Annotated in this window: 16 protein-coding genes; 11 read left to right on the top strand and 5 right to left on the bottom strand. The window is 58.4% G+C overall.

What is annotated here, in order from left to right:
- Positions 1–46: 46 nt before the first annotated feature.
- From GOV87_RS07615 to dusB, 3 genes are read right to left on the bottom strand one after another with little or no spacing between them, the layout of a single operon-like run.
- Complete coding sequence (locus GOV87_RS07615) at positions 47–1,414, bottom strand: response regulator (protein ID WP_171121603.1); 1,368 nt, start codon at positions 1,412–1,414, stop codon at positions 47–49.
- Between the two features lie 39 nt (positions 1,415–1,453).
- Positions 1,454–2,521 carry a nitrogen regulation protein NR(II) gene (locus GOV87_RS07610; RefSeq protein ID WP_171121604.1) on the bottom strand — a complete coding sequence of 356 codons (1,068 nt, stop codon included), beginning with the start codon at positions 2,519–2,521 and terminating at the stop codon, positions 1,454–1,456.
- On the bottom strand, positions 2,518–3,501 hold the full coding sequence (gene dusB, locus GOV87_RS07605) for a tRNA dihydrouridine synthase DusB (protein WP_256369265.1): 984 nt from the start codon (positions 3,499–3,501) through the stop codon (positions 2,518–2,520). Before dusB ends, GOV87_RS07610 begins: the two co-directional genes overlap by 4 nt.
- Before the next feature lie 184 nt (positions 3,502–3,685).
- Between dusB and GOV87_RS07600 the strand changes: the two genes are divergently transcribed.
- From GOV87_RS07600 to GOV87_RS07575, 6 genes are all read left to right on the top strand, one after another.
- Entirely contained in the window at positions 3,686–4,816 is a 1,131-nt protein-coding gene (locus GOV87_RS07600; protein WP_171211362.1) for a bifunctional 2-C-methyl-D-erythritol 4-phosphate cytidylyltransferase/2-C-methyl-D-erythritol 2,4-cyclodiphosphate synthase, read from the top strand.
- Positions 4,813–5,310 (top strand): phosphatidylglycerophosphatase A, encoded by a 498-nt coding sequence (locus GOV87_RS07595; protein ID WP_171124788.1) that lies wholly within the window; start codon positions 4,813–4,815, stop codon positions 5,308–5,310. Before GOV87_RS07600 ends, GOV87_RS07595 begins: the two co-directional genes overlap by 4 nt.
- On the top strand, positions 5,307–5,789 hold the full coding sequence (locus tag GOV87_RS07590) for a CinA family protein (protein ID WP_171211361.1): 483 nt from the start codon (positions 5,307–5,309) through the stop codon (positions 5,787–5,789). Before GOV87_RS07595 ends, GOV87_RS07590 begins: the two co-directional genes overlap by 4 nt.
- Positions 5,790–5,934: 145 nt before the next feature.
- Entirely contained in the window at positions 5,935–7,116 is a 1,182-nt protein-coding gene (locus tag GOV87_RS07585; protein WP_171211360.1) for an ammonium transporter, read from the top strand.
- Between the two features lie 143 nt (positions 7,117–7,259).
- A complete protein-coding gene (locus tag GOV87_RS07580; protein WP_171211359.1) occupies positions 7,260–7,937 on the top strand; it encodes an orotate phosphoribosyltransferase in 678 nt (225 codons plus the stop codon).
- A gap of 238 nt (positions 7,938–8,175) precedes the next feature.
- On the top strand, positions 8,176–9,666 hold the full coding sequence (locus tag GOV87_RS07575) for a replicative DNA helicase (protein ID WP_171211358.1): 1,491 nt from the start codon (positions 8,176–8,178) through the stop codon (positions 9,664–9,666).
- A gap of 1 nt (position 9,667) precedes the next feature.
- Here GOV87_RS07575 and GOV87_RS07570 read toward each other — a convergent pair whose 3' ends face one another.
- Positions 9,668–10,210 carry a GNAT family N-acetyltransferase gene (locus GOV87_RS07570; protein ID WP_171211357.1) on the bottom strand — a complete coding sequence of 181 codons (543 nt, stop codon included), beginning with the start codon at positions 10,208–10,210 and terminating at the stop codon, positions 9,668–9,670.
- 228 nt (positions 10,211–10,438) lie between these two features.
- Here GOV87_RS07570 and alr point away from each other — a divergent pair, with 228 nt between their 5' ends.
- From alr to GOV87_RS07555, 3 genes are read left to right on the top strand one after another with little or no spacing between them, the layout of a single operon-like run.
- Positions 10,439–11,473 (top strand): alanine racemase, encoded by a 1,035-nt coding sequence (gene alr / locus GOV87_RS07565; RefSeq protein WP_171211356.1) that lies wholly within the window; start codon positions 10,439–10,441, stop codon positions 11,471–11,473.
- A complete protein-coding gene (locus GOV87_RS07560; RefSeq protein ID WP_171121612.1) occupies positions 11,470–12,252 on the top strand; it encodes an ABC transporter permease in 783 nt (260 codons plus the stop codon). The genes alr and GOV87_RS07560 overlap by 4 nt, the downstream gene beginning before the upstream one ends.
- Complete coding sequence (locus GOV87_RS07555; protein ID WP_171211355.1) at positions 12,249–12,995, top strand: ABC transporter ATP-binding protein; 747 nt, start codon at positions 12,249–12,251, stop codon at positions 12,993–12,995. Before GOV87_RS07560 ends, GOV87_RS07555 begins: the two co-directional genes overlap by 4 nt.
- A 119-nt stretch (positions 12,996–13,114) precedes the next feature.
- Here GOV87_RS07555 and GOV87_RS07550 read toward each other — a convergent pair whose 3' ends face one another.
- Entirely contained in the window at positions 13,115–13,495 is a 381-nt protein-coding gene (locus tag GOV87_RS07550; protein WP_171211354.1) for a hypothetical protein, read from the bottom strand.
- A 31-nt stretch (positions 13,496–13,526) separates the two neighbouring features.
- On the opposite strand from GOV87_RS07550, the gene GOV87_RS07545 reads away from it, so the two are divergent.
- Entirely contained in the window at positions 13,527–13,979 is a 453-nt protein-coding gene (locus GOV87_RS07545) for a paraquat-inducible protein A (protein ID WP_171211353.1), read from the top strand.
- Between the two features lie 286 nt (positions 13,980–14,265).
- Complete coding sequence (locus tag GOV87_RS07540) at positions 14,266–14,910, top strand: DNA repair protein (protein ID WP_254429118.1); 645 nt, start codon at positions 14,266–14,268, stop codon at positions 14,908–14,910.
- Positions 14,911–14,914: the final 4 nt, after the last annotated feature.

Raw genomic sequence — 14,914 nt, 5'->3', positions numbered from 1 at the left:
GTCGTTGCCGGACATAGGCCCGGATGCCACGCTTTGTGTGGCTATATTACATCAGTTTGCGTCGCCGTGTCACCTGAATATCGAGATCAGTAATCTTTTTCCGAAGCGTATTCCGGTTTATGCCCAGCAGATCGGCACATTTCGCCTGATTTCCGCCGGTTGCGTCCAATGCCAGCTCGATCAAAGGGGCTTCAACCTCGCGCAGGATGCGTTGATACAGGCCCGGAGGTGGCAATAAATTGCCGTGCAGATCAAAGTAACGACGCAAATGACGCGCGACAGAGGCGGACAGTTTTTCGCGCTCACCATCCCCCAGAACCGGTTCGGCTTCGGGTTGACTGCCCAAGACCATCTCGACCTCGGCCTTCGAAATCTCGTCGGCGCGGCTGGTCAGGCTTAGACGGCGGATCGCATTTTCAAGCTGCCGCACGTTGCCGGGCCACGAATACCGGCGTACCAGTTCCACCGCCTCGGGGCTGAGCCAGCGTTTTGCGCCATGCTCGCGCTCCTCTCGCGCCAGAAAATGATCGGCCAAAAGCGTGATGTCATCCACCCGTTCGCGCAAGGCCGGAACATGGATTGTTGCGCCACACAGCCGGTAATACAGGTCCTGCCGAACACGACCGCTTTCCATCGCTTCAGTCAGGTCCGACTGGCTGGTGGCCATGAATCGGGGGACATGATCGCCCGGTGTGTCCATCATCCGCACAATCCGGGCCTGCAATTCATCTTCGATATCCGCGATCTCATCAATCAGCAGCGTGCCGCCACGCACACGGGCCATCACGCGGGCCGGACCTTCCAGATCACGCAAGTCCGCAGCCGTGGCTGTGACAAACGGCAACGTCCGGCGATCAGAGAAATCATGAATAGCACGTGCTATCAGAGACTTACCTGTTCCGCTTTCACCCGAAATCATCACTGAAAGATCGGTATTCATCACCCGCGCAACCAGACGATAAAGCGCCTGCATGACCGGTGTCCTACCGACCAGCGGCAGTTCTTCAGGGCGATCATCCGACGGTTCCGTGACCTCGGTTTGAACCCGCTGTTTCTGCTCCAACGCCCGCGCGGTGCGCTTCATCAGGTCTGGAAGGTCGAACGGTTTGGGCAAATAGTCATATGCGTCCGCCTCTGCCGCCTGAATCGCCGTCATGATCGTGTTTTGCGCGGAAATGACGATCACCGGCAGACCGGGCCGATCTTGGGCAATCTTGGGCAACATCTCCAACCCGTTCCCGTCCGGCATGACAACGTCCGAGATCACGACGTCACCCTTACCTTCACCAACCCAGCGCATCAGCGTGGTCAGCGAGGATGTCGCATGTACCTTGCACCCTGCCCGCGTCAGGGCCTGTGTCAGGACCGTGCGGATTGTGCGATCGTCATCTGCGACCAATACTGTTCCATCCATCGGGTGCTCTCCTTATCTTCAGCTCTTGCCGGCTGTGTTCTACGTTGCGTCTTTTGGCGCCCGCCTCAGCGAGATGCGGAACACCGTGCGACCCGGCACCGAGTCGGCGGAAATCCAGCCGTCATGGTCCGAGATGATCTTGCTCACCAGCGCCAGCCCAAGGCCGGTGCCGTTTTCCTTGCCCGACACGAACGGGTCAAAAATATCGCTGCGAATCTTATCCGGCAGACCCGGCCCGTCATCCATGATTTCGATCTGCAGGGGCAGCGAATGCCCCGATCCATCGCTGCGCCGCAGTCGGAAGGAATGTTCGAAATACGTGCGAAGCCGGATTGTTCCCCCTTTAGGATCAGCTGCTTCCGACGCGTTCTTCAACAAGTTCAGTACAACTTGCAGAAACTGATCCGGGTCTCCATAGGCCAACGGCAACGAGGGGTCGTAATCTTCGATGATCGTCATATGGGCACCAAACCCCAGCAGCGCCGAGCGCCTTGCACGGTCCAGAACATCGTGAATATTGACCGGCTTGAAATCGGGCTGCGAGAGGTTGCCGAACTGCTCCACCTGCTCCAACAGCTTTACGATCCGGCGGCTTTCAGCGACGATAAGATCCGTTAATTCAAGGTCTTGCTGCGAGATATTCATGCTCAATAACTGCGCTGCCCCAGTTATTCCGGCCAACGGATTCTTGATCTCGTGCGCCAGCATTTCGGCCATGCCGATGGCGGACTGCGCCGCAGATTTGACCGTATTGCCGCGTGTCATCCGCCCTGCCAATTCGCGCGGCGAGATGATCATGATCATCGACCCCGTATGCCCAACCAAAGGTGCAATCTGCAACGCGCATTGCAGCGGTGCGCGGCTGCCGGACCCTACGTCAACGTCGTTCACGAACAACGGGGTGCTTTGTTGACGGGCGCGCAGAAACGCCTCTTCCAGCGGGGCATCGACAGCGATCTGGTCCCAGACTGGGTTGCCGATTACGGACTTGCGGGACGCATTCAAAAACCCCTCACCCGCCGAATTTACATCGGTGATCCGATCCTCGGCGTCAATAATGAAGGCTGGAACCGGCAATGAGGCCCAAATGCTCTGATCCGAAGTCATGCCGCAGCCTCCGCATCGCCTATAAGCGCATCGCCCAGCAGACGCAGAACCTCAGCCGTGTCGCGGGACGTCAGCACAGCGCGACGCAAACTCGGGGGGGTACCTGCCTCATCCATGTACCAGCCAAGGTGTTTTCGCGCGACCCGCAGCCCCAGGTCTGCACCGTAGAATTCGAGCATTGACTGATAGTGCCCCTGCACCATTTCAACCAGATCATCCCCTGTGGGAACGACCGGAGCTTGGGCGCCATACAAGTCGTGGCAAATCTGCGCCAGCAACCACGGCTTACCCTGGGCACCCCGCCCGATCATGACCCCATCTGCGCCCGACTTTTCCAGTGCAGTCCGCGCCGCGCTTGCGTCCACGATATCGCCATTGGCAATGACAGGGATCGATACAGCCTCTTTCACGGCCCGAATTGCGGCCCAATCCGCGCGCCCCTTATAGAACTGACACCGCGTGCGGCCATGGATCGTGACCATACGGATACCCGTGTCCTGCGCACGCCGCGCAACGTCCGGGGCATTCAACAGGTTATCGTCCCAGCCAAGGCGCGTCTTCAGCGTGACCGGCACGTCAACGGCATTCACGACTGCCTCGATCAGCGTCAGCGCGTGATCCGGTGTCTTCAACAACGCCGATCCGGAATAGCCGTTCGTCACCTTCTTGGCCGGGCACCCCATGTTAATGTCAATCACCCGTGCACCCCGATCTGCAACCTGCCGTGCAGCTTCGGCCATCCAATATGCCTCGCGCCCTGCTAGTTGAACGGCGGTGTTTTCGACGTCGGCCGAAAGCTCGGCCCGTTCGCGCACGCCGGGCTTAGCTTGAACCATCTCCTGACTGGCGACCATCTCACTGACGACCATCCCGGCGCCAAAGCGCATCACCAGATCACGAAACGGTCGGTCGGTGATTCCGGCCATCGGAGCCAGCATGACTGGCGGGTCTAGGTGTTTGTCAGCGAGTTGCAGGGTCAACGTGCTTAATCCTTGGGCAGTTGCGGCTTTGATATCGAATTGAGCGTATATGAACAACAAAACGGGGGGGCAAAAGCCCGGAAAATCATCACGTGCCTATTTTTTAGGCACGGTTACGCGGGTGATTGCCTCTGCATTCACCGCACCCTAAACATTGCGCTCAAATCACCGGAGTGACCGCCCCATGACCACCGCCGCTATCATCGTCGCCGCAGGACGCGGAACGCGCGTTGGAGGGGATATTCCAAAACAGTGGCGACCACTTGCAGGGCGTCGCGTCGCGGACTGGACGATTGACCGCTTCCAGGGTCAGGTCGACCACATCGTTCTTGTCCTGTCCGAGGGCGATCAACCCGCCTGGAGCGAGTTTGAAAGAACGAACCTGATCCTCGCCGCAGGTGGGTCGGACAGGGCAGCGTCTGTGCGCAACGGACTGGACGCGCTGGCCGATTTGGAAATCGAACATGTTCTGATTCACGATGTGGCGCGCCCTTGCGTGACCACCGATCTTATTCAGTGTGTTCTGTCGGCCCTGAACGATTCCCCTGCTGCCGCTCCGGGGCTTGCCGTCACGGATGCCTTATGGACCGGAGATGGACATTTCGTTACGGGAACACAGGACCGAACCGGCCTGTTCGCTGCGCAAACGCCACAAGGCTTTCACTATGGTGCGATTGTCTCAGCCCACGCGGCCCACCCCGGAGGCGCAGCAGACGATGTCGAAGCCGCACGCGCGGCGGGTCTGGACGTGGCGATTGTTCCAGGTGATGCGGACAACTTGAAAATTACACGGCCCGAGGATTTTGCCCGGGCTGAACGCATATTGGGAACGAATATGGATGTAAGACTGGGCAACGGGTACGACGTGCATCGGTTTGGCGACGGGGATCATGTGATCCTGTGCGGCGTGAAAGTTCCGCATGATCGCGGCCTACAGGGCCACTCAGACGCAGATGTGGGAATGCACGCCGTGACTGATGCGATCTATGGCGCGCTGGCACAGGGTGATATTGGCCAGCACTTCCCGCCCTCGGACCCGCAATGGAAGGGCGCGGCCAGCGAGATTTTCCTGCGTCACGCGGTCGAATTGGCCGAAACGATGGGTTACGCAATTTCGAATGTGGATTGCACGCTGGTCTGCGAATACCCCAAGATCGGCCCCCATGCGAGCGCGATGCGCGCGGAAATGGCCCGGATCATGGGCCTACGGACCGATCAGGTCTCGGTCAAAGCGACCACATCTGAACGTCTGGGCTTTACCGGCCGAAGCGAGGGGATCGCCTCGCTTGCCACCGCCTGTCTGGTGAAGTCATGACCGCCGCGCGCCTGATCGGAACGGTCTGCGGTGTGGGCTATCTGCGCCCTGCGCCGGGCACATGGGGATCGCTGGTCGCCCTGCCCCTTGCATGGCTGCTGCATACGCTGGGCGGCTTTCCCCTGCTGGTGATCGCCACGCTGGCAGCGTTCTTGGGTGGTCTTTGGGCGACTCGCGTGATGACTGCAGGGCAAGAGGATCACGATCCGTCCGAGATTGTTATAGATGAGGTCGCGGGCCAGTTCATCGCGCTTTGGGCGGTTTCCTACCCCTCATGGGCGCATGGGATCGACATTACCGCACTCTGGCCCGGTTGGATTGCTGGTTTCCTGCTATTCCGGCTGTTCGACATCACCAAGCCCGGTCCGGTTGGTTGGGCCGACCGCAAGGGGGATGCGATGGGCGTTATGCTGGACGATGTAATCGCCGGGGTATTCGCCGCCATTGGTGTGATACTGCTGGCCGGACTTGCACATGGAGTTCTTGGGCTATGAACGTGACTGACCTGCTTGACCGCGCCAAGGCGCAAGGGGTGATGATCGCCACTGCCGAAAGCTGCACAGGGGGCATGGTGGCCGCAGCGCTGACCGACATTCCCGGCAGCTCGGCCGTGGTTGACCGCGGTTTCGTCACGTACACCAACACCGCCAAGCAACAGATGCTGGGTGTTAACGCCGGGACGCTGGACGCCCATGGCGCAGTCTCGGAACAGGTCGCCCGCGAAATGGCCGAAGGCGCATTAAAGCATTCCGAGGCGCAACTAGCCGTGTCCACTACCGGTATCGCAGGCCCCGGCGGGTCCGAGTTCAAACCCGAAGGGCGCGTGTGCTTCGGACTAGCTGCCAGCGGGATGCCAACGCATGTTGAAACCATCGAATTCGGCGCGCTCGGCCGTGACAAGGTTCGCGTTGCCGCGCGCGATCACGCGTTGAACTTGCTTTCAACTGGGCTTTTCACACTCGCCCAAAAATAAGGCATTTTGCCAGAATTGATGCGCATTTAACCATCACTTCACAAAAAGCCCCCAAAATAGGCGGGTTTTTCGATCATTGCCTCTTTTTTCCACGCTCTCCCTCCGCTTCAAGCCCCGCCACACATGCTGATGAGGAGAGCGGCCAATGAATGGAGCCGATACCGCCTGGATCATAGTTGCAACCGCACTGGTCCTTTTCATGACACTTCCGGGCCTGGCCCTGTTCTATGGCGGCCTTGTGCGTGCCCGTAACGTGCTGAGCGTTTTCATGCACTGTTTCTCGATCGCCTGCCTGATGAGCATTCTGTGGCTGGTCGCGGGCTACTCGATTGCGTTCGGCGACGGCGGGTCGGGCCTGTGGGGCGGTCTGGGCAAAGCCTTTCTAAACGGCGTCGATGCAGACAGCCTTTCAGGCAATCTGCCCGAGGTTCTTTTCTTCGCGTTCCAGATGACATTTGCCATCATCACGCCCGCGCTGATCGTGGGTGCCTATGTGGAACGCGTTGGTTTTGGCTTCGTGCTGACCTTCTCGGGCCTGTGGATGCTGCTGTGCTATGCGCCGGTGGTGCATTGGATCTGGGGCGGCGGCATGCTGACCGATGGCGGTATTCTGGGTGAGGTCGGCGTGCGCGACTTTGCAGGCGGAATTGTGGTGCATGAAACCGCAGGTCTGGCCGCGTTGATCATTGCCGTGGTGCTTGGTCCCCGCCTTAACCGCACGACGCCGCCGCACAACCCCGGATTCGTGATGGTTGGTGCCGCGATGCTGTGGGTCGGCTGGTTCGGCTTCAACGGTGGGTCGCAACTGGCCGCTGACGGCGGCGCCGCGATGGCGATGACCGTGACACATATCTCGGCCGCAACCGCCTCGCTGACATGGGCGCTGTACGAGCGGATCAAGTACGGCAAAGCCTCGATGGTTGGTCTGGTGACCGGCACGATTGCGGGTCTGGCGTCAATCACCCCGGCTTCGGGCTATGTCGACCCGGTACAGGCGCTGATCATCGGTGCTGTCGCAGGTGTGTTGTGCCAAGAGGCCGTCAATGTCATCCGCAACGTGCTGAAAATCGACGACACGCTGGATGTCTTTGCCGTGCATGGTGTCGGAGGCATTTTCGGCACGATCATGATCGCCGTGTTTGGCCTTGGCGCTTGGACCGCACAGTTGGGCGGGTTGGTTATCGTGGGTGCCTTTACGGCAGTTGTCACATTTGTGTTGATCAAGGTGGTTGCACTGATCACCCCGCTTCGCGTAGACGCCGAGACCGAGACAAACGGCCTCGACCTGTCGGTACACGGTGAGCGGGCCTATGACATGAGCAGCTAAGCCCACCTTGGCGCTCGGGCCCTTTTGGGCCATGGCGGGCCTCGCATCTGCGGGGTCCGCTTTTCTTTTGCCCGCCCTCTCGACTCTGGGTGGCGGGGCGCGCTATCAGCCCGCAACGTGTTTTCAGCCCAGAGGTTTGCACCATGATCCCCAGCTCGTACCCCGACAGCACCGAAATCGCCCGCCTGACCGCGCGGATGCTGCTGGAGATCAAAGCCGTCCACTTCAATTCGCGTGAGCCGTTCACTCTCGCTTCGGGCCTGCCTAGCCCAACCTATATCGACTGCCGCAAGCTGATTTCATACCCGCGTATCCGGTCGACTCTGATGGATTTCCTGACCGTCACCGTGATGCGCGACGCGGGGTTCGAGGCGTTTGACAACATCGCGGGTGGAGAAACCGCAGGCATCCCGTTTGCCGCCATGGTGGCCGAGCGCATGGCCCTGCCGATGACCTATGTACGCAAAAAGCCCAAAGGCTATGGCCGCAATGCCCGGATTGAGGGCGCAATGTCTGAGGGAGAGCGCGTCTTGCTGGTCGAAGACCTGACCACCGATGGAGGTTCCAAGCTGTCATTCGTCGACGCGATCCGCGACACGGGTGCCATCTGCGGCCATACCGCAGTAATCTTCTACTATGGGATCTTCCCCGAGACCGAGAAAACCCTGGGCGACCATGGCGTGAAGCTGCATCACCTGTGCACCTGGTGGGATGTTCTGGCCGAAGCAAAGGCGCAGAAAGCCTTTGATGCTGAGACACTTGATGGGGTCGAAGCCTTCCTGAATGATCCGCGTGGATGGCAGGAAACCCACAAAAGCTGATAATCCACCTGTGCATAAGCTGGGGGTAACTCGGCGTAGAATCGCCCCCAGACGCTTGCATCTAGTGTCGCCGGCTGGATGGCACACTAAATGTTGCGCGGCGCAGCGTTCTTTGGCAAAGTTGTCCAAACTTATCCCAAGCTGAAGCTGAGTTATACGCAACTTATCTTCAGAGATTTACAGATGGCCCAACGGGCGCCGGATTGATTAGAACTGTCGCACGGGCAGCGGGGACAAAATGAACGAGATTAGCAGCATCGAGCAGGCAGCGGCGCAGATTCAGAATGCCGAAACTATGCCGCACTCCATCGAGGCCGAGCAGCAGCTTCTGGGCGCGATCCTGACGAATAATGATCTGTATGACCGGGTAGCCTCGATCATCGGGGCCGAGCATTTCTATGACCCGGTCCACGCCCGCATCTATGAAGTCGCCGCCAACCGCATCGCCAAGAATGCGCTGGCCTCACCCGTCACGCTGAAATCCTTCATGGCCGAGGATGAGGGCCTGAAGGAATTGGGCGGCCCCGCCTATCTGGTCAAACTGGCGGGCGCCTCGATCAGTGCGTTTGCCGTGCATGATTATGCCCAGATGATCTATGACCTGGCCATTCGGCGCGAGTTGATCCGACTGGGTCGGGACATTTCAGACAAGGCGGCGCGGGTCGATGTATCAAGCGAACCAAAAGAACAAATCGTCGAGGCCGAGCAACAGCTTTATCAGTTATCCGAGCAGGGCCAGACCGAACAGGGATTTCAATCCTTCCTCAAGGCGGTCACAGAAGCCGTCAACGTCACCAACGAAGCGTATCAGCGCGGCGGTGGCATGGCAGGGATTTCCACCGGTCTGGCCGACTTGGACAAACAACTTGGGGGCCTGCACCCATCCGACCTGATCATTCTGGCGGGGCGTCCGTCGATGGGGAAAACCTCGCTTGCGACCAACGTGGCGTTCAACGTGGCCAAAGCATACAAGCGCGGCACCAAATCGGATGGGTCCGAAGGCGCAATCGATGGCGGCGTGGTCGGGTTCTTTTCACTGGAAATGAGCGCCGAGCAGTTGGCGGGCCGGGTTCTGGCCGAAGCGTCCGAAATCTCAAGCCACAAAATCCGTCAGGGTGACATGACGGAATCCGAATTCCGCCGTTTCGTGGACGCCGCGAAGGAGTTGGAAGCCTGCCCGCTTTTCATCGACGACACCCCGGCCCTGCCGATCTCACAACTTGCCGCCCGCGCGCGGCGGTTGAAGCGGACACATGGGCTGGACCTGCTGGTGATCGACTATTTGCAGCTCTGTCGGGGCATGTCCGACAACCGCGTCAACGAAATTGCCGAAATCTCGATGGGCATGAAGGCCATCGCCAAGGAACTGAACATCCCGGTGATCGCGCTGTCTCAGCTTTCCCGTCAGGTCGAAAGCCGAGACGACAAGCGCCCGCAACTGTCAGACCTGCGGGAATCAGGCTCGATCGAACAGGATGCCGACGTGGTGATGTTCGTGTTCCGCGAGGAATATTATAAGGAACGCGAAAAGCCCGGCGATCATGAGCTGGAAAAGATGGAAGAGTGGAAACAGGCGATGGAACGCCTGCACGGCAAGGCCGAAGTCATTGTCGGCAAGCAGCGACATGGTCCCATCGGCACGGTCGAACTGTCGTTCGAGGCGCAATTCACCCGCTTCGGCAATCTGGTCAAACCCTGGCAGCAGGACGGCCAGATCGAAGGCTACTGACCTACCACAATTCAGGCTTGTCAAACGCGGGAACGCAGCGCGACGGACCAGAGAAAGGGGCCGCGTCGCCCTCAGCCAACGACTGACCAATCCATCCGTGCGGCTGACTTAGCGTCTGCGGTGGACGGGCGAAATCCTGCGCCATCGGTTTGAACCCTGTCTTTCTGTAGTAGGCAGGATCACCGTAAGTTATCGCGAAATCAACGCCTTGCCCCTTCAGGTCGTCCAGCGCGAAACGGATCAGCCTCTGCCCAATCCCTGCTTTCTGGCGATCGGTTTTAACGGCGACCGGCGACATCAAAACGACGTTGCGCGGGTCTTCATCGTAAAACAAGCGCGAAAAGAGGATGCATCCCAAAAGCTCTTCACCTTCGCTTGCCAGATAGCAGCGCAGATCGTCGTCTTCGAATGTCCCCATCAAATCCTGCACCAACGACGTCAGAGCCTGACCTTCGGCCACTCCTTCGGAGGCTGTGAAAACGTCCCCATAAAACGATGGTATCTGCGCCTCAAAACCGGCGTATCCCGACGTAAGTTCAATCATGTTCGCCCTTTTCCCGCCGTCACAGCCCAAGTGAACGATTCCCCTGGCTGACCGCTGTTGATCACAAGTTAAACACAATAGGGCACCCGTAAAAACGAAAACTCGACCGGCAATTTGGCGCGCCCGTTTCGAAATACAGGCCGCATGCCGCCCAAGTTCCCGTCAATCGAGGCAATAATCGGCCCGTACCCCCTTGACCTGCCGCGATCCAATGTCATGAACAGAGCCATGAGTACCGCACGTTTGACGATCAACCTTCATGCGCTGGCCAGCAACTGGCAGGCGCTCGACGCGAAAACCAATGTCGAGACCGGCGCCGTGGTCAAGGCCGACGCTTATGGCCTTGGGGCCGAGCCCGTTTCGGCAACGCTGGCCGATGAAGGCGTGCGCAAGTTCTTTGTGGCGGCCGCGGAAGAAGGGGCCGCCGTCCGTCAGGCCGTCGGGCCTATGCCAATGATCGGCGTGTTCTCGGGCCATATGGAAGGCGACACAGATCTGTTGCGCGACCATGACCTGACACCTTTAATCAATTCACCCGAGCAGTTCCTACGCCATGTCGAGGCCCTGCCCGATCAGGCGTTCGGGGTTCAACTGGACAGCGGCATGAACCGTCTGGGCCTAGAGCCTGCGGACTGGGCGGAACTGCGCCCCAGGATCGAACCGCTGAAACCGCTTGTTGTGATGTCGCATTTGGCGTGCTCGGACGAACCTGACCACCCCATGAACCAACAGCAGTTGCGAACCTTCCGCGAGATGACCGATGGAATTTCCGCGCCGCGTTCACTGGCGGCCACTGGGGGAACGCTGCTTGGCCCCGAATTCCATTTCGACTTTTGCCGCCCAGGGATCGGTTTGTACGGTGGAATGCCGTTCGCTGACGCAAAACCGGTGGTGACCGTAGACTTGCCTGTCATTCAGGTCCGCCAACTGGCGGTCGGAGAAACGGTTGGCTATGGCAACAGTTGGACGGCCCGGCGGCCGTCGCGCATTGCAACTGTCGCGGCGGGATACGCGGATGGGTTGCACAGGGCGATTGGCGGCGGGATCGACGCGTTCGCCGGTGGTCAGCCCTGCCCAGTCGTTGGACGCATTTCGATGGACCTGATTACCGTCGATGTCACCGATTTGCCCAATGACCCCGAGCGTATGCGTATCCTGAACGGTCACCAGACTGTCGATGATCTGGCCGAGGCCGCTGGCACCATCGGATATGAAATCCTCACATCGCTAGGCGCGCGATATTCCCGAGGCTACGTGGAATGAGTGCGCTGGACATGCTGGGCGGTCTTGGTCGCGCAGTGCTGACCCTGCTTGCGACCTTTGGCAAGGTGGCCTTGTTTTCCATTGACGCCATCTCACACATCTTCAGGCCGCCTTATTACCCACGCGAATTTGCCGTTGCGCTGATGAATATCGGATGGCTGTCTTTGCCCGTTGTCGGATTGACCGCCATCTTTACCGGCGGTGCGCTAGCGCTGCAAATCTATGCAGGCGGTGCGCGTTTCAACGCCGAGGCCGTGGTACCGCAGATCGTTGCCATTGGCATGGTGCGCGAGCTTGGTCCGGTTCTGGTCGGCCTGATGATCGCCGCCCGTGTTACCTCGTCCATCGCGGCTGAGATTGCGACCATGAAGGTGACCGAACAGATCGACGCGCTGGTTACGCTGTCGACCCACCCGATGAAATACCTAACAGCGCCCCGCGTTCTGGCCGCGCTAATTACCGTGCCCCTGCTGGTAGGCATCGGGGATATCATCGGCATCGCCGGAGGGTATGTCGTCGCGACCGAGAATCTGGGCTTCAACGCAGCGACCTATCTGCAAAACACGGTCAATTTCCTTGAAACACGCGACATTGTCTCGTCGCTGGTCAAAGGGGCGGCTTTTGGCCTGATCGCGGCGATCATGGGCTGCTACTACGGCATGAATTCGGGACGCGGCGCGCAAGGCGTCGGTCGGGCGACCAAGTCCTCGGTCGAATCTGCTGCAATCATGATTCTGGCCGCAAACTTCATTCTGACAGGGGTGTTCTTCTCGGTATGATCAGGATGGAAAATGTACACAAAGCCTTTGGCTCCAATCAGGTTCTGCGCGGCACGAGCCTTGATATCCCCAAGGGCACCTCGATGGTCATCATCGGCGGGTCGGGCACCGGAAAGTCCGTTGCGCTGAAATGTATCCTTGGCCTGATCAAACCCGACAGTGGCATGATCTATGTGGACGGCAAAGACGCCACCAAGGGCGACCGGGATGTGTTTCTGGCGCGGTTCGGGATGTTGTTTCAAGGGGCGGCGTTGTTTGACTCGCTCCCCGTCTGGCAAAACGTGGCCTTCCGCCTGCTGCGCGGCCCGTTAAAACGCCCCCCGGAATATGCGCGCGAGATTGCAATCGAGAAACTTCGCCGGGTCGGTCTGAAATCCGACGTGGCCGATCGGTTCCCATCTGAACTGTCGGGCGGGATGCAGAAGCGCGTGGGCCTCGCCCGCGCCATCGCTGCCGAGCCCGAGATCATTTTCTTTGACGAACCAACCACCGGTCTGGACCCGATCATGTCTGGCGTCATCAACGACCTGATCCGCGAAATCGTGACCGAGATGGGCGCGACGGCCATGACCATTACCCACGACATGAGTTCGGTCCGCGCGATTGCCGACAACGTCGCCATGTTGCACGGAGGGGTGATCCAGTGGACCGGCCCGGTCGGCCAGATGGATGCCTCGGGCGATCCTTATGTGGAGCAGTTTATTAGTGGCAGCGCTGAGGGTCCGATTGAGGCGGTGCGCTAACTCACATTTGCCTGCTGTTCACACTCCAATTTGTCAGAAGCACGTTTGGCATAGTCATATCGCAACAAATATTGTCCGCCAGCGACGACAAATTCCGGCGCCTGAATTCGGACAACACCCTATGCTTGCATCAAATGAGCTCCTGAAACCGGGAAATAGTCCGGATCTTCGCCAGAGAGACTGTTGTAAATTCGCCCTCCGAACCAACTTGCTCTGCGTCTGGCACGGTCCGTTTCGTACAACCGAAAATGCAGAACTCCAAGAAGCTGTTCGCGATCAAACGGCGATCTGTCTGCAGCGGTGCTTCCTTCCGAAAGCAAAGAATTTGCACCGCCTGTTACGGCACTAGAAATACCCTTGCTGAACGCAGAAGGGCCATTCGGTATTTTTATGACTGGATCAACCACTTCAACCCACACAAGAACACCCCAGTCAAAATACACCTTAACCAAAGCTTTGTCTGCGACAACAAATACTTGCAGCCCTTCATGCAGCCTCATAGGTATTCATACGGATTATTCGGGATTGCCAATGACCCTCCGCCTCGCCACCCTCTCGCTCCTGATCCTCTACCCCATCGCGTGGTTCGCTCCACTGATGCGAGCGGGACTCCTACCCATCTTCGGCCTTAGCGAAATCAGCGTCATCACCGGCCTACAATCCCTGTGGAAATCCGATATCTTCCTGGCGCTGATCGTCACCGTCTTTGCCCTGTTCGCGCCCTACATCAAGACAATTGGAACGGCTCTGGTGCAGTGGGACCTGCTGGACGTCCGCGTTCAACCCGCACTCAATATCATGGGTAAACTGGCGATGGCCGACATCTTCCTGATCGCGCTTTACATCACTCTGGCCAAGGGCATTTCCTATGCCACCATCGAAACTGCATGGGGATTGTACCTGTTTACAGCCTGCATTTTGGCCTCACTCGCGCTGGGATACATTACGGAAATGACATCCAGTTCACGAAAACCTCAGACCTAATTGATTGAAAACCTTCATCTGGGTATCATCTTAATATTTCGAGCAGCAACAATTAGTAGTTTCAGGTCCGCAGCGGATCAATCTACGTGTGTTAATTGCATCCCGCTCTGGCCTGGTTTGTACCGGTTTGAGAAGGAGTTCGTCTATCATGACCGCCCTCCATAATATGACTTTGCAATTTCAGAATGCGTTTTTAAGACTTACTTTTTTGCTGATTTGTGCTGCGGCACTGTTCTCTGTTTCAACGACAATACTTTCTGCGTTCGGCGTACTGCCATGGTTGTCCATGCAAGCCGGTTTCGGCACGGGAACCTATGTTGATGCGGGTATGTTCATACAGATAGGGCTGACCGCACTGATTCTCATGCTGGCGTTCTATCTGCCGGCAAATGCGCGAATGATGGCGCTGGAAAACGCCCATCGGAAGTTCTCGCTGAACATGCAGGACATCTCTTACGCGTACCAGTTGGCGCATGCGGCTGATCGTGGGGATACCTTTCTACTGTCCTCGGAATTCGATGCGGTCAAGGAACGGATGGCGTTTCTGCGCCACCATCCAGACCTGCAATCGCTTGAGCCGGAAATCCTGGAACTGGCCGCACAGATGAGTCAGATCAGTCACGAGCTGGCTGAAACCTATGGCGATGCCAAAGTTTCCCGCGCGCGTATGTTCCTGCAACAGCGACAGGAAGAGATCGAACAATTCCAGCAGCGGATCGGCGACGCCCAGACTATCCAGCAGGAACTGCGTCAGTGGACACGCGATATCGAGATCGAAGAATCCATTGCCAAGTCTCAGCTTGCTCGGCTGCGCGATGAGTTGTTCGAACTTCTGCCAGAGCTGTCAGCCCAGTTACAGACGCCGGCCGAAGATCGTGAAACTTCGGCATCCAGCGTAATTGCAATGTCACCACCACGCGCGGCGGAATAGGCGC

Origin of the sequence: Ruegeria sp. HKCCA5426, from assembly GCF_013034585.1 — a bacterium.
Taxonomy (GTDB): Bacteria; Pseudomonadota; Alphaproteobacteria; order Rhodobacterales; family Rhodobacteraceae; genus Ruegeria.
Note: the sequence above shows the minus strand (reverse complement) of the source record. Positions and strands in the feature narration are given on the sequence as shown.

Bases quoted from the DNA above. Each gene is read 5' to 3' on its own strand.
- GOV87_RS07615 (WP_171121603.1), bottom strand. From the start codon at position 1,414: ATGGATGGAACAGTATTGGTCGCAGATGACGATCGCACAATCCGCACG.
- GOV87_RS07610 (WP_171121604.1), bottom strand. From the start codon at position 2,521: ATGACTTCGGATCAGAGCATTTGGGCCTCATTGCCGGTTCCAGCCTTC.
- GOV87_RS07600 (WP_171211362.1), top strand. From the start codon at position 3,686: ATGACCACCGCCGCTATCATCGTCGCCGCAGGACGCGGAACGCGCGTT.
- GOV87_RS07595 (WP_171124788.1), top strand. From the start codon at position 4,813: ATGACCGCCGCGCGCCTGATCGGAACGGTCTGCGGTGTGGGCTATCTG.
- GOV87_RS07590 (WP_171211361.1), top strand. From the start codon at position 5,307: ATGAACGTGACTGACCTGCTTGACCGCGCCAAGGCGCAAGGGGTGATG.
- GOV87_RS07585 (WP_171211360.1), top strand. From the start codon at position 5,935: ATGAATGGAGCCGATACCGCCTGGATCATAGTTGCAACCGCACTGGTC.
- GOV87_RS07580 (WP_171211359.1), top strand. From the start codon at position 7,260: ATGATCCCCAGCTCGTACCCCGACAGCACCGAAATCGCCCGCCTGACC.
- GOV87_RS07575 (WP_171211358.1), top strand. From the start codon at position 8,176: ATGAACGAGATTAGCAGCATCGAGCAGGCAGCGGCGCAGATTCAGAAT.
- GOV87_RS07570 (WP_171211357.1), bottom strand. From the start codon at position 10,210: ATGATTGAACTTACGTCGGGATACGCCGGTTTTGAGGCGCAGATACCA.
- alr (WP_171211356.1), top strand. From the start codon at position 10,439: ATGAGTACCGCACGTTTGACGATCAACCTTCATGCGCTGGCCAGCAAC.
- GOV87_RS07560 (WP_171121612.1), top strand. From the start codon at position 11,470: ATGAGTGCGCTGGACATGCTGGGCGGTCTTGGTCGCGCAGTGCTGACC.
- GOV87_RS07555 (WP_171211355.1), top strand. From the start codon at position 12,249: ATGATCAGGATGGAAAATGTACACAAAGCCTTTGGCTCCAATCAGGTT.
- GOV87_RS07550 (WP_171211354.1), bottom strand. From the start codon at position 13,495: ATGAGGCTGCATGAAGGGCTGCAAGTATTTGTTGTCGCAGACAAAGCT.
- GOV87_RS07545 (WP_171211353.1), top strand. From the start codon at position 13,527: ATGACCCTCCGCCTCGCCACCCTCTCGCTCCTGATCCTCTACCCCATC.
- GOV87_RS07540 (WP_254429118.1), top strand. From the start codon at position 14,266: ATGCAAGCCGGTTTCGGCACGGGAACCTATGTTGATGCGGGTATGTTC.